This window comes from Streptomyces sp. NPDC006294 (assembly GCF_042870895.1).
Lineage (GTDB): Bacteria > Actinomycetota > Actinomycetes > Streptomycetales > Streptomycetaceae > Streptomyces.
In genome coordinates this window covers 165096-183602 of record NZ_JBIAHV010000005.1, presented here as the reverse complement: position 1 = coordinate 183602, position 18507 = coordinate 165096, and the positions used below count along the sequence as shown (strand labels likewise).

The 18507-nt window shown below is 70.3% G+C and carries 15 protein-coding genes; 6 read left to right on the top strand and 9 right to left on the bottom strand.

Annotation, left to right across the window (positions count from 1 at the left end):
• Positions 1–39 precede the first annotated feature (39 nt).
• Positions 40–1623 (top strand): acyl-CoA carboxylase subunit beta, encoded by a 1584-nt coding sequence (locus ACFYOP_RS10685; RefSeq protein ID WP_388451274.1) that lies wholly within the window; start codon positions 40–42, stop codon positions 1621–1623.
• Between the two features lie 26 nt (positions 1624–1649).
• The gene (locus tag ACFYOP_RS10680) at positions 1650–1859 is read left to right on the top strand and encodes an acyl-CoA carboxylase subunit epsilon (RefSeq protein ID WP_356895525.1); all 210 of its coding nucleotides are present in this window, start codon (positions 1650–1652) and stop codon (positions 1857–1859) included.
• Between the two features lie 210 nt (positions 1860–2069).
• On the opposite strand, the gene ACFYOP_RS10675 is transcribed toward ACFYOP_RS10680, so the two are convergent.
• The 8 genes from ACFYOP_RS10675 to ACFYOP_RS10640 form a co-directional block, all read right to left on the bottom strand.
• Complete coding sequence (locus ACFYOP_RS10675) at positions 2070–2651, bottom strand: ATP/GTP-binding protein (protein WP_050791473.1); 582 nt, start codon at positions 2649–2651, stop codon at positions 2070–2072.
• Positions 2632–3249 (bottom strand): DUF742 domain-containing protein, encoded by a 618-nt coding sequence (locus ACFYOP_RS10670; RefSeq protein WP_356895527.1) that lies wholly within the window; start codon positions 3247–3249, stop codon positions 2632–2634. The genes ACFYOP_RS10675 and ACFYOP_RS10670 overlap by 20 nt, the downstream gene beginning before the upstream one ends.
• Before the next feature lie 120 nt (positions 3250–3369).
• The gene (locus ACFYOP_RS10665; RefSeq protein WP_005311461.1) at positions 3370–3783 is read right to left on the bottom strand and encodes a roadblock/LC7 domain-containing protein; all 414 of its coding nucleotides are present in this window, start codon (positions 3781–3783) and stop codon (positions 3370–3372) included.
• A gap of 10 nt (positions 3784–3793) precedes the next feature.
• Positions 3794–7117, bottom strand: a complete 3324-nt coding sequence (locus ACFYOP_RS10660; RefSeq protein ID WP_356895530.1) for a nitrate- and nitrite sensing domain-containing protein — start codon at positions 7115–7117, stop codon at positions 3794–3796.
• Positions 7118–7468: 351 nt separating this feature from the next.
• Entirely contained in the window at positions 7469–8050 is a 582-nt protein-coding gene (locus ACFYOP_RS10655; protein WP_356895532.1) for an ATP/GTP-binding protein, read from the bottom strand.
• Positions 8031–8435 (bottom strand): DUF742 domain-containing protein, encoded by a 405-nt coding sequence (locus ACFYOP_RS10650; protein WP_005311458.1) that lies wholly within the window; start codon positions 8433–8435, stop codon positions 8031–8033. The genes ACFYOP_RS10655 and ACFYOP_RS10650 overlap by 20 nt, the downstream gene beginning before the upstream one ends.
• A 135-nt stretch (positions 8436–8570) precedes the next feature.
• Positions 8571–8984: a roadblock/LC7 domain-containing protein gene (locus ACFYOP_RS10645; protein ID WP_005311457.1), complete on the bottom strand. Its 414-nt coding sequence runs from the start codon at positions 8982–8984 to the stop codon at positions 8571–8573.
• Positions 8985–8992: 8 nt separating this feature from the next.
• On the bottom strand, positions 8993–12697 hold the full coding sequence (locus tag ACFYOP_RS10640; RefSeq protein WP_356895534.1) for a nitrate- and nitrite sensing domain-containing protein: 3705 nt from the start codon (positions 12695–12697) through the stop codon (positions 8993–8995).
• Positions 12698–13305: 608 nt separating this feature from the next.
• Here ACFYOP_RS10640 and ACFYOP_RS10635 point away from each other — a divergent pair.
• From ACFYOP_RS10635 to ACFYOP_RS10620, 4 genes are all read left to right on the top strand, one after another.
• Positions 13306–13485, top strand: coding sequence for a hypothetical protein (locus tag ACFYOP_RS10635; protein ID WP_356895536.1), 180 nt, complete (start codon positions 13306–13308; stop codon positions 13483–13485).
• A gap of 370 nt (positions 13486–13855) precedes the next feature.
• Entirely contained in the window at positions 13856–14629 is a 774-nt protein-coding gene (locus tag ACFYOP_RS10630; RefSeq protein ID WP_356895538.1) for a fumarylacetoacetate hydrolase family protein, read from the top strand.
• Positions 14622–16097: a glutamate--tRNA ligase gene (gltX, locus tag ACFYOP_RS10625; RefSeq protein ID WP_356895540.1), complete on the top strand. Its 1476-nt coding sequence runs from the start codon at positions 14622–14624 to the stop codon at positions 16095–16097. Before ACFYOP_RS10630 ends, gltX begins: the two co-directional genes overlap by 8 nt.
• 439 nt (positions 16098–16536) lie before the next feature.
• A complete protein-coding gene (locus ACFYOP_RS10620; RefSeq protein ID WP_356895542.1) occupies positions 16537–16758 on the top strand; it encodes a GntR family transcriptional regulator in 222 nt (73 codons plus the stop codon).
• Between the two features lie 120 nt (positions 16759–16878).
• Here the strand turns inward: ACFYOP_RS10620 and ACFYOP_RS10615 are convergent, their stop codons facing one another.
• Positions 16879–18288 carry a DUF6177 family protein gene (locus ACFYOP_RS10615; protein ID WP_356895544.1) on the bottom strand — a complete coding sequence of 470 codons (1410 nt, stop codon included), beginning with the start codon at positions 18286–18288 and terminating at the stop codon, positions 16879–16881.
• Between the last annotated feature and the right edge of the window lie 219 nt (positions 18289–18507).

Genomic DNA, 18507 nt, shown 5'->3' with positions numbered 1-18507 from the left:
CGGCGGGGTTTCCTTGGTCGGATCCGTAGGGTTCGATGCATGACCGTTTTGGACGAGACCACCAGCGAGCCGAGCGACGCACGCGGCCGTGTGGCCGAGCTGCACGAGATCCGTGAGCAGGCGCTGCGGGGACCGAGTGAGAAGGCGACCGAGGCGCAGCATGCGAAGGGCAAGCTGACGGCCCGGGAGCGGATCGGGCTGCTGTTGGACGAGGGTTCGTTCCGTGAGGTGGAGCAGCTGCGGCGTCACCGTGCCACCGGGTTCGGTCTCGAGGCGAAGCGGCCGTACACCGACGGTGTCGTCACGGGGTGGGGCACGGTGGAGGGCCGGACGGTCTTCGTGTACGCGCACGACTTCCGGGTCTTCGGCGGTGCGCTGGGCGAGGCGCACGCCACCAAGATCCACAAGATCATGGACATGGCCATCGCGGCGGGTGCGCCGCTGGTGTCGTTGAACGACGGTGCGGGCGCCCGGATCCAGGAGGGTGTCAGCGCGCTCGCGGGCTACGGCGGGATCTTCCAGCGCAACACCCGTGCTTCGGGTGTGATTCCGCAGATCAGCGTGATGCTGGGGCCGTGTGCGGGCGGCGCGGCCTACAGTCCCGCGCTCACCGACTTCGTGTTCATGGTCCGTGAGACGTCGCAGATGTTCATCACCGGTCCGGACGTGGTCAAGGCGGTCACCGGCGAGGAGATCACCCAGAACGGCCTGGGCGGCGCCGACGTCCACGCCGAGACGAGCGGCGTGGCGCACTTCGCGTACGACGACGAGGAGACCTGCATCGCCGAGGTCCGCTTCCTCCTGTCGATGCTCCCCTCGAACAACCGCGAGAACCCGCCCACGGTCTCCTGCGACGACCCGGCGGAGCGCCGCTCGGACGTGCTGCTCGACCTGGTCCCCGCCGACGGCAACCGGCCCTACGACATGGCCAAGGTGATCGAGGAGCTCGTCGACGACGGCGAGTACCTCGAGGTCCACGAGCGCTGGGCCCGCAACATCATCTGCGCCTTCGCCCGCCTCGACGGCCAGGTCGTCGGCATCGTCGCCAACCAGCCGCAGTCCCTCGCCGGCGTGCTCGACATCGAGGCGTCCGAGAAGGCCGCCCGCTTCGTGCAGATGTGCGACGCGTTCAACATCCCGATCCTCACCCTGCTCGACGTGCCCGGTTTCCTGCCCGGCGTCGACCAGGAGCACGGCGGCATCATCCGCCACGGCGCCAAGCTGCTCTACGCGTACTGCAACGCCACCGTCCCCCGTATCTCGCTGATCCTGCGCAAGGCGTACGGCGGCGCCTACATCGTCATGGACTCCCAGTCCATCGGCGCGGACCTCACCTACGCCTGGCCGACGAACGAGATCGCGGTCATGGGCGCGGAGGGCGCGGCGAACGTCATCTTCCGCCGCCAGATCGCCGACGCCGAGGACCCCGACGCCATGCGCGCGCGCATGGTCAAGGAGTACAAGGCCGAACTCATGCACCCGTACTACGCCGCGGAGCGCGGCCTGGTCGACGACGTCATCGACCCGGCCGAGACCCGGTCGGTCCTCATCGCCTCGCTGGCGATGCTGCGCACCAAGCACGCCGACCTGCCGTCCCGCAAGCACGGCAACCCCCCGCAGTGACCCTGCGACTGGACTGGAGCCCGACCATGAGCACTCCTACCGACCCCGCCTCCCTCCTCCGTGTCGAGAAGGGCCAGGCCGACCCCGAGGAACTGGCCGCCATCACCGCGGTCCTGATGGCCCGCGCGGCCGCCCAGCCCGACACGGCCCCGGCCCACCGCGGCCGCACCACGGCCGGCTGGCGCCGTCTGGAGCGCCAGCGCGGCTTCCGGCCCTCCCACAGCTGGCAGGGCTGACGCACCGACCCCGTGAGGCCCCGCACACGACCGTGTGCGGGGTCTTCCGCGTCCCTGCGGCGCAGCGGCCCCCGGAACCCACAGCGCGGCCCCGAACCGCCCCGCCCGCCCAGGGGCAACCGGGGCAACGAAAAGCCCCCGTGGGCTCCACAGGGAGCCCACGGGGGCTTTGTCGCACGAGGGCGGGGCGGGACAGGGGCCCCCGGCCGGCTACCGCAGGCGGGCCATGAGTGCGTGTTCGACGAGGGTGATGAGGGCGCTCTTGGCGTCGGCGCGGTGGCGGGCGTCGGTGGTGATGATGGGGGTGTCGGGGCCGATCTGGAGTGCTTCGCGGACTTCTTCGGGGTTGTAGGGCTGGTGTCCGTCGAAGCCGTTGAGGGCGATGACGAAGGGGAGTCCTGAGTTTTCGAAGTAGTCGACTGCGGGGAAGCAGTCGGCGAGGCGGCGGGTGTCGACGAGGACGACGGCGCCGATGGCGCCGCGGACGAGGTCGTCCCACATGAACCAGAAGCGGTCCTGTCCGGGGGTGCCGAACAGGTAGAGGATGAGGTCCTGGTCGAGCGTGATGCGGCCGAAGTCCATGGCGACGGTGGTGGTCGTCTTGTCGCCGGTGTGGGTGAGGTCGTCGATGCCCGCCGAGGCGGAGGTCATGACGGCTTCGGTACGCAGCGGGTTGATCTCCGAGACGGCGCCGACGAACGTGGTCTTGCCCACGCCGAAGCCGCCCGCCACCACGATCTTCGCGCTGGTGGTTGAGCGGGCAGCACCGCCGCTAGAGCTTGCGAAGTCCACTGAGCACCCTTTCGAGCAGTGTCACATCTGGCTGGCCGCCGGCGGACTCGTCGCCGCCGGGCTGATGAATGGCGACAAGTCCGGCCTCCGCCAGGTCGGCGACGAGGATCCGGGCAACGCCGAGGGGGATGGAGAGAAGTGCCGAGATCTCAGCCACCGACTTGATCTCGAAACACAGCCGGCAGATCCGCTGGTGCTCGGGCAACTGCCCCTGCAGCCTTGACGGATCGGCCGTCGTACTGACCAGCGCCTCGATGGCGAGCTGGTATCGCGGCCGGGTCCGGCCGCCGGTCATGGCGTACGGACGCACCAGCGGGTTGTGCCGGCCGGAACCGCCGGACGACGCGTTGGAGGACTCCTGTGCCCGCCGCGGCGCCCCTGGCCGGTTCCTGTGCTGTCCTCCGGGGCCCTGCGGCCCCGGCTGCTGCTGACCGTACGAGGGGTCGTAGGACGGCTGGTACGGCGACTGCGGCTGCTGGTAGGGCTGCTGGGAGCCCTCTCTGCCGGGCGTCGGAGGAAAGTTGAAGCCGTTGTCTGTGTGCTCACCGTACGGCTGATGACCACCCTCGTAAGGGCGCCCGCCTGGGGGTGTTGCCACGATTTCCTCCTCCGACTGCCTGCCGCCGGTTCCTGTCCCTGTGGAGCCCGCGCCACCGCACCTTAGCGGTGCGGTGGCGTGAAACGCACTGTCTGTCTACTGATCAAGAAGCACGAGCGCTCAGTTGAGCAGGCTTCCCTGGAGCTCCGCGCGCAGGTCCGGGGTGAGGACGCTGCCGGCCCGGTCGACCAGGAGGGCCATCTCGTAGCCCACGAGGCCGATGTCGGCCTCGGGGTGGGCCAGGACGGCCAGCGAGGAGCCGTCGGAGATGGACATGATGAAGAGGAAGCCGCGCTCCATCTCCACCACCGTCTGATTGACGGCGCCGCCTTCGAAGATCCGGGACGCTCCCGCGGTCAGCGAGGTCAGGCCGGAGGCCACGGCCGCCAGCTGATCGGCGCGGTCGCGCGGGAACCCTTCGGACATCGCCAGCAGGAGTCCGTCGGCGGAGACCACCACGGTGTGGGACACCCCGGGGGTGTTGTCCACGAAGTTGGTGATCAACCAGTTCAGATTCTGCGCCGCCTGGCTCATCGGGCTCACACTAACGCTCCTGGTTGTAGGTACTGCCCGGGCCGCGGCCCGGTCCGTTCGTGTCCGTTCCCGCGCTGCGTCCCTGCTGGACACCGCGCCGCAGGTTGCTCAACCTGCCGCGCACGTCCTCAGGGGCACGGGAGACCTGCGGGCCGCCCTGCGGGGTCTGCTCGGCCGTGCCCTCGATCAGGTTGGCCTTGGGCACCCGCCGGGGAAGGCCGGACGAGGTGACCCCGCCCGCCTTCGGGTCGCGGAGCTTCTCCGCCCGCTGCCAGCGCTCGTCGTTGGCCGAACGCCAGGAGTCGGGCTCGGAGCCCGCGTCGCCGTCGCCGTCGCCGAGGCCGCCCGCGTCGCCGTCGCTGCCTTCCGCCGCCTGCCCGTTCTGCTCCGCGGACGGAGCCTGCTCGGGGGCCTGCTGCTGCCACTGCGGCTGCTGAGGCTGCGGCGGCTGGTGCTGCGACTGCTGTGCCGACGGCGCCTGGCTGCTGCCACGCCGCGGAAGGCCCGCATCCGTCAGCGCGTGACTGCTGCTCGGAGACGGTCCCGGACGGTCGAAGCCTACGCGTTCCGAGCCGTTCGCGGGAGCGCCGGGCGAAGATTCCGCTTCGGTCCGGTACTCCGGCTCGTACGCGTCCTGATAGCTGCTCTGGTCGGGCCACCCGCCCTGCTGGGACTGGGTGTTGTACTGGCCGTCGTACTGCGGCTCGGTGCTCTGCGGCTCCTGGTATGTGGCTTCCGCATATGCGCTCTGGCCGTCCTGGCCGCCGCTGTGCTCCGGGTAGCCGCCGGCAGCCGGCCGGTACGCCTCCTGATAGCCGCCCTGGTACTGGTCGTAACCGGACTGCTGGTTCTGGTCGTACGCCGGCTGCTGGTCCTGCGCGTAGCCCTGGCCGTACTCCTGGCCGTACTCGGAGCCGTAGTCCTGCTGCGGCTGCTGCGGGGACTCCTGCTGGTCGTAGGACGTCTTGTCCCGGTACAGCGGCCGCTCGCCGCCCTGTGCCTGGGCCTCCAGGGCCGCACGGCGCTCCTCGCGCATCAGGGAGCGGCCCACGGGGTCGAGCTGCGAGGCGTCCTCGGAGGGCTGCTCGTAGCGCGAGTCGTCGAAGCCGAGCTCCGCCGCGGTGCGCATCGGCGCCGCCTCGAAGGTCGGCGGCTCGTACGCCTGCTGCTCAGGGATGATCTGCGAGACCGTGAAGTCGTCCTCGGGCAGCGCCTCGCCACCGCCACCGTGGGTGATGGCGTCGGGGAGCATGACCAGCGAGGTGGTGCCGGCCTGCTCGCCGGAGGGGCGCAGCTGGACGCGGATGCCGTGCCGGTCGGCCAGCCGGCCGACCACGAACAGGCCCATGCGCTGGGAGACCGCGGCGTCCACGGTCGGCGGGTTGGCCAGCTTGTGGTTGATGTCCGCGAAGTCCTCGGCGGTGAGGCCGATGCCCTTGTCGTGGATCTCGACCATCACACGGCCGTCGGGCAGCCGGGTCGCGGTGACGCGGACCTTGGTCTGCGGGGAGGAGAACGTGGTGGCGTTCTCCAGCAGCTCGGCCAGCAGGTGCACGAGGTCGGTCACGGCCTGGCCGTGGATCTCGGTCTCCGGTACGCCGGTGAGCTCGATGCGCTCGTAGGACTCCACCTCGGAGGAGGCGGCGCGCAGCACGTCCACCAGCGGGACGGGCTGGTTCCAGCGGCGGCCGGGCTCCTCGCCGGCGAGGATGAGGAGGTTCTCGCCGTTGCGGCGCATGCGGGTCGCCAGGTGGTCCAGCTTGAAGAGGTTCTCCAGCTGGTCCGGGTCGGCCTCGTTGTTCTCCAGGTCGGTGATCAGGGTCAGCTGGCCCTCGATCAGTGACTGGTTGCGCTGGGACAGGTTGGTGAAGATCGCGTTGACGTTGCCCCGGAGCATGGCCTGCTCGGCGGCGAGCCGGACGGCCTCGCGGTGCACCTGGTCGAAGGCGCGGGCGACCTCGCCGATCTCGTCCTGGGTGTTGATCGGGATGGGCTGGACGCGGGTGTCGACCCGGCCCGGCTCGGTGCGGGAGAGCTGGTCGACGAGCATCGGCAGCCGCTGCTCGGCGATGCTGAAGGCGGCGGTGCGCAGCTGGCGCATCGAGCGGCTCATCTGGCGGGCCATGAGGCCGGCCAGGATGAAGGCGGCGAGCAGGGCGACGACGACGATGGCGCCGGTGGTGATGGCGTCGTTGCGGGCGTCGTCGGAGATCTGGGCGGCCTCTTCCACGGCCCGGTCCACGAGATCGTTCTCGATCTCCGTGTAGCCCTCGAACTTGGCGGTCGCGGCGCCCATCCAGGTCTGCGGGGTGACGTCCCGCTCGGCCAGCTTGTCGGGGGCCGTGCCGGAGCCGATCGCGGTGGCCATGCCGGTGAAGACGGAGCCGTCGGCGCCCTTGGGCGGGTTCAGACCAGCGGCCGCCAGGCGCTTGCCGCCCTCGGTGGCCTTGCCCGTCATGACTTCCTTGAGCCGCACGGTGTCGGCCTCCGTACCGCCGGAGACGTACTCGCCGATCGCGATCTGCTCGAGGTAGTTGTACGAGTTGAAGGCGATCGTCTGCTTCGCGAGGACCTTCTCGTCCTTGCTCGGCCGCACCAGCAGGTGCAGACCGATGGAGCGCTGGAGCGAGGCGGCGGCCTTGGCGAGCTGGACCGCGTAGACGGTACGGCCGTAGCTGGTGACGTTGCCGGTGCCGAGGCCGAGCTCGTTGGCGAACTCCATCAGCACATGCTGGATCTGGACGTAGCCCTCTTCGGTCTTCACCGGGTCGAGGGCCTTGGTGTAGGCCGCCTTGCGCAGGTCGGCGAGCTTCGGCTCCTCCTGCTTGAACAGCTGGAGACGGCGCTCGAGGCCCTGCCCGTCGGGCATGTCCTCGATGGCCTCGTCGAACTTGACCCGGGCCGCGTCGGTGTTCTTGTAGGCGTCGGTGACGACCGAGGCCTGGCGGTCGTCCTCGCTGGTCGCCAGCAGCAGGGGCTGAGCGGTCAGATCGCGCTCGTTGAGGAGGGCCTGGCCGTACTCGGCGGCGGCGCGCACGATCAGCGCCGTCTTCTCCGCGTCCTGCGCCTCGCTCCAGGTGTCGATCGACTGCTTGACCTGGAAGCCGCCCATCATCAGCCCGACGATCACGGGTATGAGGAGGATCGCGTTCAGTCGGGTGGGCACCCGCCAGTTGCGCGGGGACAGACGGCTGGATTCACCGCCGGAACCGCCGACGGCCGGGGACGTGCCGGAAGCTCCCACCGCGTCCGCAGGCGACGCCACGGTGCGCGGCGGCGGGGTGAAGTTGCCCCGTGCCTGTTGCTCTGCGGAGCTCGTATTGCTTCGCCTCACTCGACCAACAACCTCTCGGCGTCGGCACCTACGCTGTGCCGTGTTTCGTTCAGAGCCGTACTACTCGGCAGTTCGAGGAATTCCAGCACGTCGAGCGGCTCCCATCCAAACACTCGGAATCAGTGATTCCGAGTGACCCATGCCCCTCATAAAACGGGCATAAAGAACGAGCCCCGGCAAAAGGCGAGGCTCAGGTGAGCGCAGTGGTACCGCGCGTGTGCGTCGGGTGTCCATTGCACCGGAATTCTCTGTCGAAATGTTATGAACACGGAGGCGGGCCGTGTCAAAAGACACAGCCCGCCCCAGCGCCAACTACGACAACCGCCGTATTGCGCTGTCTACTTGGCCAAACTACTTGAGCCGGGCCATGAGTGCGTGTTCGACGAGGGTGATGAGGGCGCTCTTGGCGTCGGCGCGGTGGCGGGCGTCGGTGGTGATGATGGGGGTGTCGGGGCCGATCTGGAGTGCTTCGCGGACTTCTTCGGGGTTGTAGGGCTGGTGTCCGTCGAAGCCGTTGAGGGCGATGACGAAGGGGAGTCCTGAGTTTTCGAAGTAGTCGACTGCGGGGAAGCAGTCGGCGAGGCGGCGGGTGTCGACGAGGACGACGGCGCCGATGGCGCCGCGGACGAGGTCGTCCCACATGAACCAGAAGCGGTCCTGTCCGGGGGTGCCGAACAGGTAGAGGATGAGGTCCTGGTCGAGCGTGATGCGGCCGAAGTCCATGGCGACGGTGGTGGTCGTCTTGTCGCCGGTGTGGGTGAGGTCGTCGATGCCCGCCGAGGCGGAGGTCATGACGGCTTCGGTACGCAGCGGGTTGATCTCCGAGACGGCGCCGACGAACGTGGTCTTGCCCACGCCGAAGCCGCCCGCCACCACGATCTTCGCGCTGGTGGTCGACCGCGCCGCACCGCCGCTAGAGCTTCCGAAGTCCACTGAGCACCCTTTCGAGCAGTGTCACATCCGGCGTCCCGCCGGCCTCTCCATTGCCCGGCTGGTGAATGGCCACCATGCCGGCCTCCGCCAGGTCCGCGACGAGGATCCGCGCGACACCGAGCGGCATCGACAGCAGCGCCGAGATCTCGGCGACCGACTTGACCTCCCGGCACAGATGGCAGATCCGCTGGTGCTCGGGAAGCAACCCGGCGAGCAGAGCCGGGTCGGCCGTGGTGCTGACCAGCGCCTCTATGGCGAGCTGGTAGCGCGGCCGGGTCCGTCCGCCGGTCATGGCGTACGGACGCACCAGCGGCTGGTCGCCCTCGTCCCCGTACGCGTCTACCGACGTGCCGTACGGATCGTGAGAGGCGGGTGGCGGGGTCATGAATCCTCCGGGCGTGACAGCAAGTGGTCGGCTGTGCCGTCTGGTTGGGCCGGTGGGGGGCCGTGGGCGGCCGTGCTGGGACGGTGCGGTGGCGGACGGCGAGCCGTTGCGTGGGGTACGGCTCGCGCTCGGGGATCAGTGGAGCAGGCTTCCCTGGAGCTCGGCGCGCAGGTCCGGCGTGAGGACGCTGCCGGCCCGGTCGACCAGGAGAGCCATCTCGTAGCCCACGAGGCCGATGTCGCAGTCCGGGTGCGCGAGCACGGCCAGCGAGGACCCGTCGGACACGGACATCAGGAACAGGAAACCCCGTTCCATCTCGACGACGGTCTGGCTCACCGGACCGCCCTCGAAGATCCGGGACGCCCCCGCGGTCAGCGACGTCAGACCGGAGGCCACGGCCGCCAGCTGATCGGCGCGGTCGCGCGGGAAACCTTCGGACATCGCCAGCAGAAGACCGTCGGCGGAGACCACCACCGTGTGCGACACCCCTGGGGTGTTGTCCACGAAGTTGGTGATCAACCAGTTCAGATTCTGCGCCGCCTGGCTCATCGGGCTCACTAAAGCTCCTGCTGGTGAGAGGGGCCGAGGTCGAAGCTTCCGGTCGTCGAGCTGTTCTGCTGACGGCCTTGCTGGATACCTCGGCGGAGATTGGTCAGCCGACCGCGCACGTCATCGGGCGCACGCGAGACCTGCGGACCGGCCTGGTGGTTCTGCTCCTGAGCGGTTCCCGCCACAAGGTTGGCGCGGGGGACCCGCCGGGGCAGACCCGAGGTGGTGACGCCGCCGGCCGCGGGCTTCTTCACCCGCTCGGCCTGACGTACCAACTCGTCGTTGGGCGAGGAGCGCCAGGCACCGCTCGCGGGTGAAGCGCCTGCCGGGGTCCCCGGGTTCGGCGCGGGACTGCGCTGCGGCATCGGCTGAGCGGGACGCTCGGCCGATGCCTGGGGCGCCTGCGGCGGCTCGGCGGGCCGTTCGCCGCCGCCCTGCGGACCACGGAACCAGTTGGTCTCCAGTGTGTCGTACAGCGGGGTGCGGCCGTCACCCGGACCGGCCGGCGGCAGCGCCTCCGGCTGGTGCGGAGCGGGCAGCCCGGCCGCCGGACGCGGCGGCGCGAAGCTGGACTCGTCCCGCCGCTGCGGAGCGGGCGGCTGCGGCGCCCCGAGGTCGGGGCGGGCGAACTGGGCCGTGGACGCCGGGTCCTGCGCGTCCTGACGGCCGTACTGACCGGGGCCCGCCGGGTTCGGCGCGCCGCCGTACACGTCGGGGCGTACGAACTGCCCCGGCGCGGCCGGACGGTCGGCCCGCGGCGGAGGGGCGTTGAAGTCGGGCCGCGCGAACTCGGCCGTCGAGCCGGGGCCGCGGTTGCTGTCGTGGTCCTCGTGACCGCGCGGCATGTCCGCCGACGGGCGCTGCTGCTGCGACCCCTGGTCGCTGCCCCAGCTGGTCGTCTGCGGGCGCTGCGGCCGCGGCGGGACGGGCACGTCACGCCGCGGGGCACTCGGCCCACCGGGCAGCTCGGCGCGCGGGCCACCGGGCGCCGGCAGCTGCCGGTCACGGTCGCTCCCGGCGGGTCCGCTCTTCTGGAAACCGTCCTGGGGGGCCTCGTTACGGGCCGGGGCGCCGCCCTGCGCAAGGCCGGCGCCGAAGAGGCCACCACCCTGACGCGAGGAGTCCTGCGGCGAGCCCTGGCTGTGCCGGCCCTGACCCTGGCCCTGCGCAGGCCGGCTCTGGCCGAACTGGCCCGGTCCCTGCGGGTTCTGGCCCTGCTGGCCCTGCTGTCCTTGTCCCTGCTGGGCCTGGACCGGGCGTCCCGCACCGTCGCGGGCGGGCAGCGCGGCACGCGGCGCCGAACCGGCACCCACCTGACCGCGCGGCGCACCGGCGCCGAGCAGACCGCCGGGCGTGCCGCCCGAGCCGGTGGGAGCACCGCCGGGCTGGCCGCCGTTGCCGCCGCCGAGACCCGGGCGGCCGCCGCCGGCGGCGCCGGGACGGCCGGGCAGACCGGCCGGAGCACCGCCGCCGACCGGCGGAGCGGCGCCCTGGCCGCCCGCACCGGGCTTCGCCGGAGCCTTCTTGCCGCCGTGCGCGACGTCGACGGGGAGCATGACCAGTGCGGTCGTGCCACCGGAGTCGGACGGACGCAGCTGGATACGGATGCCGTGCCGCAGCGACAGGCGGCCGACCACGAACAGACCCATGCGGCGCGAGACCGACACGTCCACGGTGGGCGGGGACGCCAGCCGCTCGTTGATCGCGGCGAGGTCCTCCGGGGAGAGGCCGATGCCGGTGTCGTGGATCTCGACCAGGACACGGCCGTCGGGCAGCGCGTGACCGGTGACGCGGACCTTGGTCTGCGGCGAGGAGAACGAGGTCGCGTTCTCCAGCAGCTCCGCGAGCAGGTGCACGAGGTCGTTGACGACGCGGCCCGCGACCTCGGTGGCGGGCACCGAGGCCAGCTCGATGCGCTCGTACTGCTCCACCTCTGAGGCGGCGGCACGGAGCACGTCGACCAGCGGCACGGGGCGGGTCCAGCGGCGGCCCGGCTCCTCACCGGCGAGGACGAGAAGGTTCTCGCCGTTCCGGCGCATACGGGTCGCGAGGTGGTCCAGCTTGAACAGCGAGGACAGCTGGTCCGGGTCGGCCTCGCGCGACTCCAGCTCGGAGATGAGCGAGAGCTGGCGCTGGATGAGACCCTGGCTGCGGCGCGAGAGGTTGGTGAACATCGCGTTGACGTTGCCTCGCAGCAGCGCCTGCTCGGCGGCGAGACGGACCGCCTCACGGTGCACGTCGTCGAAGGCCGCGGCCACCTTGCCGATCTCGTCGCGCGAGTGGACGCCGACGGACTCGACGGAGGTGTCGACGTCCTGCGGGTCGGACTCCGAGAGCTGCTTGACCAGCTCGGGCAGCCGGTCCTGGGCGACCTTGGTCGCCGTGTCCTGCAGCCGCCGCAGCGAGCGGATCATGGAGCGGGCCACGACGAAGGCGCCGACGAGGGACACACCGAGGACGATCAGGATCAGCGCACCGTTGATGATCGCGTCCTGCTGGGACGCCTCGCGCAGCTTGCGCGCCTCGGCCTCCATCTGGCCGAGCAGCGTCTGCTCGATGGTCTTCATCGCGTTGATGCGGACCGAGTAGTCGTCGGTCCAGTCCAGGTGGGAACGCTCGGGCAGCTCCTTCAGAGCGCCCTCCGTGTTCAGGACCCGCTTCGCGTACTGCTCGGCCGCGGTGATCGTCGGGTTCTCGTTCTCCAGCGGAGCCATCAGCTCCTGGGAGTCACCGCCGATGGCCTCGTAGATGGAGCCGAAGGTCCGGAGCTCGGCCTCGCCGTTCTCGAGGGCCGCCTGGCCGTAGAGGCGGTCGTTCTCGGAGAGCGTGGGGGCCTTGGAGTCACTGCCGCCGGGCAGGGCCGCGGCGATGATCGCCCGCTGGATCGACGCGTACTCCTTGGCCGACGAGAAGGCCGCGAGCGCGCGGGTCCGCTTGATCATCTCCGGGTTGCTGGTCGCCTGCGCCATGTCCGCGGAGAGGCTCAGCAGCGACTCGATCAGACGGCTGTAGCTCTCCACCGTCTGGGACTTCGGGATGGTCCCCTTGTAGGCGCTGGTCCTGATGTTCTTCAGGTTGTTGACCTGGACCGCGATCTGGTTGGCGTTGGCGCGGATCGACTCCAGCGCCTGATCGTCGTCCTTGTTCGGGATCGAGCGGGTGGCGTCGAGGAACGCCTTGCGGGCACGGTCGGTCTGGGTGCGCGGGCCGGAGACCTTGAAGTCGGTCTCGACGGCGCCGTTGACCAGCGGACCGGCGGACAGGTCGCGCTCCTGCTGGAGCGCGTGCGCCAGCTCGGTCGCTTCCGTCGTCATCTTGGTGAGCAGCTGCATGTGATCCAGCTGCTTCATGTCGTCCATGGACTCGTTGATACGGAGTCCACCCAGCGTGGTCGCCGCGACCACCGGCAGCGTCAGCAGCGACACCAGTCGCGTGCTGATCCGCCAGTTGCGCAGCGCTATTCGCGAACCGGTGTCCGTGGGGCCCTTCGACTGGGCCGGGGAGCCCGCCGTGTCGGAGGGCGCCTTCGCGCCGGACGTCTTGCTGCCGGAAGCACGCGCGCCGGCGCGGCCTGAGCGCTCACCGCCGTCACCGGGCGCGGTGGGTCCCTGGTTGTGGGTGTGCTGGGGTGAGGCGCCGCGGTCGGTCCCGCCGCGCGGCTCCTGTTCTGATGCAGCTTCCCCTTGGCCCTGGTGGGCCTGGGGACGCCCCATGCCATCCCTCTTGAAACGTCCCTGCACTAGCGTCGCAACCTCTGGACCAGGCGTCCCTCCGCTTGTACGGCGGGACGGTGTCGGCGTCTTGGGGCATTGGATCGAGCCCCATGGTGGTCGTGATGGACCGGCGCTGCTCCCCCTTTCCCGCCGCAACTCGGCGCTGCGTTGCGCCCATGCGCGCCGGCTCTGAAACCTGCGGCGGTCCGTGGAATTCCAGCACAGTGCAGGATCTCCAACAAGGGCCCCGTACCGGGCTGTGACCTGGATGACACCGTGTAAGCACTGGGTCACAAGTCGTAGAAGCCGTTCTCGGAGAAACCGGACTTTACGCTACGAGTCGCTTACGGGTAGGGGGTGTCCCAGTCGCGATGATCAGGAGCGGAATGATGGCTTCAGGTGTGTAATGCCCGATTCCGCATCGAAGATCGGGAGTCCGGATTGCCGGGATTGCCCGTCCTGTGGTGAGGAAACTCACACGTTGATCGTTGAGTCTTCCAGGCTTTCGACGGGAATTCGGTGTTTAGCCTGACGCTTTACAAGGCTGGGCACTCCGTCAACCGCGCCGCTCCGGCGGCGCCGCACCCGACAAGGTCGAGACACCACACATGAAGACGACGACGATGTTCCGCAACATAGCCAACCCCCGGCGCACCACCCTCGCGCACCTCGAGAACGCGAAGGAACTCCAGACGCCGGAGCAGCCGGAGCACTCCCTCGATCTTCCCACCCAGACCGCGAACCCCCGCCGCACCATTCTCATGGACGCGCCTGTTTCTTCTTCTTGAGGCTCGGTTCACCTCCGGGGCGCTCGGTGCGTGTCGACGGTCGATCATGCTCGGTCCCTCGTTCCTCGGGACCTCCGCGTGTTCTCCCTTTCGGCACCCGCGCGCCCCTTCGGCTCACTCGCCCGCGGGGTCGGGCCGGTTGTGAGCGCGGCCTCACGGGAGTGGCCCGGTCGTCTGTGCGGCCCCGGCCCGGTCGCAGGCGCGGCGCCAGGGCCGGGGGCAGGCATGGCCCGTGATGGATGTGGCCCCTCCGGGCGCAGGCGCCCCTGGGGATCGGCGGCCATGCGTACGAAGACGGTCCCCTCACCGCGTTAGCCTGGAGCGTCAGTCTCCGGCCAGCGACCAAGTGAAGTGAGGGGCGACAGCACCCGTGCGCATCGCCAGGTTCTCCATCGACGGCAATGTCGCCTTCGGCGCGGTCGAGGACGGGCCCGACGGCCTCGTTCTCGACATCATCAAGGGCATTCCGTACGCCGACTTCGAGCTCTCCGGCACCAAGGTCCCGCTGAGCAAGGTCCGGCTGCTCCCGCCCGTGCTGCCCAACAAGGTCGTGGCCATCGGCCGCAACTACGCGGCGCACGCGGCGGAGCTCGGCAACGAGGTCCCCGACGTACCCGTCGCCTTCTTCAAGCCCACCACGTCGGTGATCGGCTCCGGTGACGCCATCGAGTACCCCTCGTTCTCCAACGAGCTGCACCACGAGGCCGAGCTCGCCGTCGTCATCGGCCGTATGTGCCGCGAGGTGCCGCGCGAACGCGTCAAGGACGTGATCTTCGGCTACACCTGCGCCAACGACGTCACCGCACGCGACGCGCAGGAGCGCGAGAAGCAGTGGGCCAGGGCCAAGGGCTTCGACACCTCGTGCCCGCTCGGCCCCTGGGTGGAGACCGGACTCGACCCCGCCGACGTGACCATCCAGTGCACGGTCAACGGCGAACAGCGCCAACTGGGGCGCACCAGCGAGATGGTCCAGTCCGTCGAGGACCTGATCGTGCACATCACCGAGGCCATGACGCTGCTCCCGGGCGACGTCGTCCTCACGGGCACCCCCGCGGGGGTGGGCCCGATCAACGTCGGCGACGAGGTCGCCGTCACCATCGAAGGTATCGGCACTCTCACCAACAAGGTGATCAAGCGTGGCTAACGGCTCCGTCCGCGTACGTTTCTGTCCCTCCCCGACCGGCAACCCCCACGTGGGCCTGGTCCGCACCGCGCTGTTCAACTGGGCCTACGCCCGGCACACCGGCGGCACCATGGTCTTCCGCATCGAGGACACCGACGCGGCCCGCGACTCGGAGGAGTCGTACGAGCAGCTCCTCGACTCGATGCGCTGGCTCGGCCTCGACTGGGACGAGGGCCCCGAGGTCGGCGGCCCGCACGGCCCCTACCGCCAGTCGCAGCGGATGGACATCTACCAGGACGTGGCGCAGAAGCTGCTCGCCGGCGGATACGCCTACCACTGCTACTGCACCGCCCTGGAGCTCGAGGCCCGCCGCGACGCCGCCCGCGCCGCCGGCCGGCCGTCCGGCTACGACGGCAAGTGCCGCACGCTGAGCGCCGAGCAGAAGGCGGCGTACGACGCCGAGGGCCGCGACTCGATCGTCCGCTTCAAGATGCCCGAGGAGCCGATCACCTTCACCGACCTGGTGCGCGGCGAGCTGACCTTCACCCCGGAGAACGTCCCGGACTACGGCATCGTCCGCGCCAACGGCGCCCCCCTGTACACGCTGGTCAACCCGGTCGACGACGCGCTGATGGAGATCACCCACGTCCTGCGCGGCGAGGACCTGCTCTCCTCCACCCCCCGCCAGATCGCGCTCTACAAGGCGCTGATCGAGCTCGGCGTCGCCAAGGAGATCCCTTCCTTCGGCCACCTTCCGTACGTCATGGGCGAGGGCAACAAGAAGCTCTCCAAGCGCGACCCGCAGGCGTCCCTCAACCTCTACCGGGAGCGCGGCTTCCTCCCCGAGGGCCTGCTCAACTACCTGTCGCTGCTCGGCTGGTCCTTCTCCGCCGACCAGGACATCTTCACCATCCCCGAGATGGTGGCGAAGTTCGACCTGCCGGACGTCAACGCCAACCCGGCACGCTTCGACCTCAAGAAGGCCGAGGCGATCAACGCCGACCACATCCGGATGCTGGACGTGAAGGCGTTCACCGAGGCATGCGAGCCCTGGCTGCGGACCCCGCACGCCAACTGGGCGCCGGAGAACTTCGACCGCGCCGCGTGGGAGGCCATCGCCCCGCACGCGCAGACCCGGCTGACGGTCCTCTCCGACATCACGGCGAACGTCGACTTCCTCTTCCTGGACGAGCCCGTCGAGGACGAGGCGTCCTGGACGAAGGCGATGAAGGGCGACCCGGTGGCCCTTCTCACCACCGCCCGCGCCAAGCTCGAGGCCGCAGACTGGACCAGCCCCGAGTCCCTCAAGGAGGCCGTCCTGGCCGCCGGCGAGGAGCACGGCCTGAAGCTCGGCAAGGCCCAGGCCCCGGTCCGCGTCGCGGTCACCGGCCGCACGGTCGGCCTGCCGCTCTTCGAGTCCCTGGAAATCCTGGGCAAGGACAAGACGCTGGCCCGCATCGACACGGCCCTGGCGAAGCTCGCCGCGTAATCCCGCATCCCGCGTCCCTCAGGGGCGGCAGCCGAATCCCGCTGCCGCCCCTGAGGCGTTGTACCGCGGGCTCTCTCGCCTACGGCGCCAGGGGCAGCCCGTCGCCGGTCCCCGGAGCTCCCTGGAACACGGCTGTGGCCGCCCCCCCCGAAGGGGACGGCCACAGGGTTCGCGCATGCGCGGTCTCTTGCTTGCTGAGCCCGATCGTGGCAGGACGGCTACGAGGTCAAGCCGACGGCCACGAGTGTCGACGGGAGTGCCGGATCTCGGTCATCCGGGCCGGTGCGTGATCGGTCCGGCAGCGGTCACAGCGGCAAGGAGGCCACCGCCCTGAATCGGCGGGCCGCCTCCTGTCCACGTCGGCTCTGAACGTCTGACGGGTCCGCCCGACCCGCTCCCCTGCCGGTGTGACCCGGTACGTCTCGATGGTTCCGCAGTCTTGATCTCCCGGATCGCGAGCGGCGTGCACCCGATGGGTCGAGCCGTGCCTGGTGCCGACCGACTCAGGCAGGAGTTCGGGATCGCTCGGGGGACAGCCCGTAAGACGCTGGTCCTGCTCGCTGAAGAGGGTTATGCCCGGACAGTCGTCGGCAAGGGGTCGTTCGTGATCGAGCGCGCGACCGAGGGGCCTTCTACAAGCGGGCCGGCGGCCAGCGATTGAGCAAGCGGCGCGACAGGAAGCGATGGTTCAGCAGCCTGATGCGTACGGGACCATGGCCCGGACGGCATCGACACGGAGGTCCAGCTCCGCCGGTCCTCGGCACCTGGGCCGCGTCGGGCCTCAGTGGCGTGCCTTCAAGTGTCTGTCGAGGCGCTGAAGATCGTGCCAGGCCGTGGCATCGGTGCCGTCGCCGAAGGCGTAGTGCAGCGCGGGACGTGCGGCCGGGCCGAGGCGCGTCGGGCGCGGCAACGGGGCGGATTCGGCGTGGCTGCGGCCGATGCCGTGTACGGCGTCGGGGCCGAACGTGAACGAGACCGGGACCGGTAGCGGCTCGTGACGGGGCGGGGTGGTGAGGTCGGCGCGGGCCGTGCGCAGGTGGGTGAGCACCGAGACGAGCCCGTGGCGTACGGCCAGGGTCTCGGCCAGCTCCGGGAGGGCGTCGAGCAGCGGAGGCCGGTCCGGTGTGTGGCCGACGGCGAGCGAGATGTGCTCCTCGACCCCGGCCGGCGTGCGGACGACACGACAGGTGGCGACAGCCGGCCTCCCGGGCGCGCCGACGGCGACGATCCAGGTCGGGGCGGATCGCCGGGCGCGGGTGCGGGCCAGTTCGGTCAGCTGCCGCGTCGACCAGGGCAGAGCGACCGGCTCGGCGCTCGACCACCCGGCGGGCGGCGCTCCGGTGAGGGCCCGCCATGCTGCTTCCAGTGCCCCGCCGAGGCGAAGGCCGCCGGTGGCGGGGTGGGTGGTGCGGATGGACAGGTGGAGTTGCTGCTCCGCCGGCTCGACGGACCGGGCACGGAAGCCGTCGGCGATCGGCGTACTGCCATCCCCGCCGGTGACCGGCCCGAAGCGGCCCTCATGCCAGGACAGGACCGCGCCGGTGAGCCCGTCGTAGTACGCCCGATCGACGTCACGGACCACCCATCGCGCCGGGACGTCGGCCATCAGCGTGCGGAGGGGAAAGGTCAGGCGGGTACTGGGCGGGGTGACGATCTGGAGCTCGCGCCCCGACGGGACAGTGGTCCGCAGCAGATCGGTGAGCCAGGTCGTCGCCGCGATCACAGGCCGGTCCTGCATGATCACGACTGCACGGTCGGTGAGCACGTCGACGCCGAACGGCTCGGCGTCGTCGCCGTTCCCCGCGTCCGTGCCGGGGATGCTCACCACACCGGTATGCGCGGCCTCGGCCGGCCATGTGGCCCCGCCCAGCAGCGACGTCAGCCGCCCGGCCACCGACCCTGCAAGCCGTCCCGCTTCCGCGACTGTGGTGGCCGCCCGCACCTCGGTCCACCACACGGGCGCGTCGACTGCTACCTCGGCGCCCAGCAACCGCCGTACCTCACCCGGCACTTGCACGAACAGCGGCACCTCCACCGCCGCTACCGCCCCGCCGTCCTGCGCGTACAGCCGAACGACGGCCCCATCACCACCGCTTCCCACCCGCAGCCCGGGCCCACCGGCATACAGCCCGGCGAGCACGCTCCGGGCGTCGGGCATGGCGGGGGTGAGGGCGACGACGTCGTGGGTCATGTACTGCTTTCCGGTGGGAGAGACGGTGCCCGAGGCTCACTTCCTGCCCCACGGCACAACGAGAGGCTTGCGGCACCACCACCAACCGTATTCATCGGTATCGACGAAGGTCTCTGAGATTCCCGCCTCGTTCACCCAGGAACCCAGCGTGAGGACGGCATCGCGATATCCAGGGGCCTGGGACACGTAGTAGCGGGGGCTTCCGAAACGAATTCTGGG

Coding starts and splice junctions, on each gene's coding strand:
- ACFYOP_RS10635 (WP_356895536.1), top strand. CDS start 13,306: ATGAAGACGACGACGATGTTCCGCAACATAGCCAACCCCCGGCGCACC.
- ACFYOP_RS10665 (WP_005311461.1), bottom strand. CDS start 3,783: ATGAGCCAGGCGGCGCAGAATCTGAACTGGTTGATCACCAACTTCGTG.
- ACFYOP_RS10640 (WP_356895534.1), bottom strand. CDS start 12,697: ATGGGGCGTCCCCAGGCCCACCAGGGCCAAGGGGAAGCTGCATCAGAA.
- ACFYOP_RS10685 (WP_388451274.1), top strand. CDS start 40: ATGACCGTTTTGGACGAGACCACCAGCGAGCCGAGCGACGCACGCGGC.
- ACFYOP_RS10645 (WP_005311457.1), bottom strand. CDS start 8,984: ATGAGCCAGGCGGCGCAGAATCTGAACTGGTTGATCACCAACTTCGTG.
- ACFYOP_RS10615 (WP_356895544.1), bottom strand. CDS start 18,288: ATGACCCACGACGTCGTCGCCCTCACCCCCGCCATGCCCGACGCCCGG.
- ACFYOP_RS10650 (WP_005311458.1), bottom strand. CDS start 8,435: ATGACCCCGCCACCCGCCTCTCACGATCCGTACGGCACGTCGGTAGAC.
- ACFYOP_RS10680 (WP_356895525.1), top strand. CDS start 1,650: ATGAGCACTCCTACCGACCCCGCCTCCCTCCTCCGTGTCGAGAAGGGC.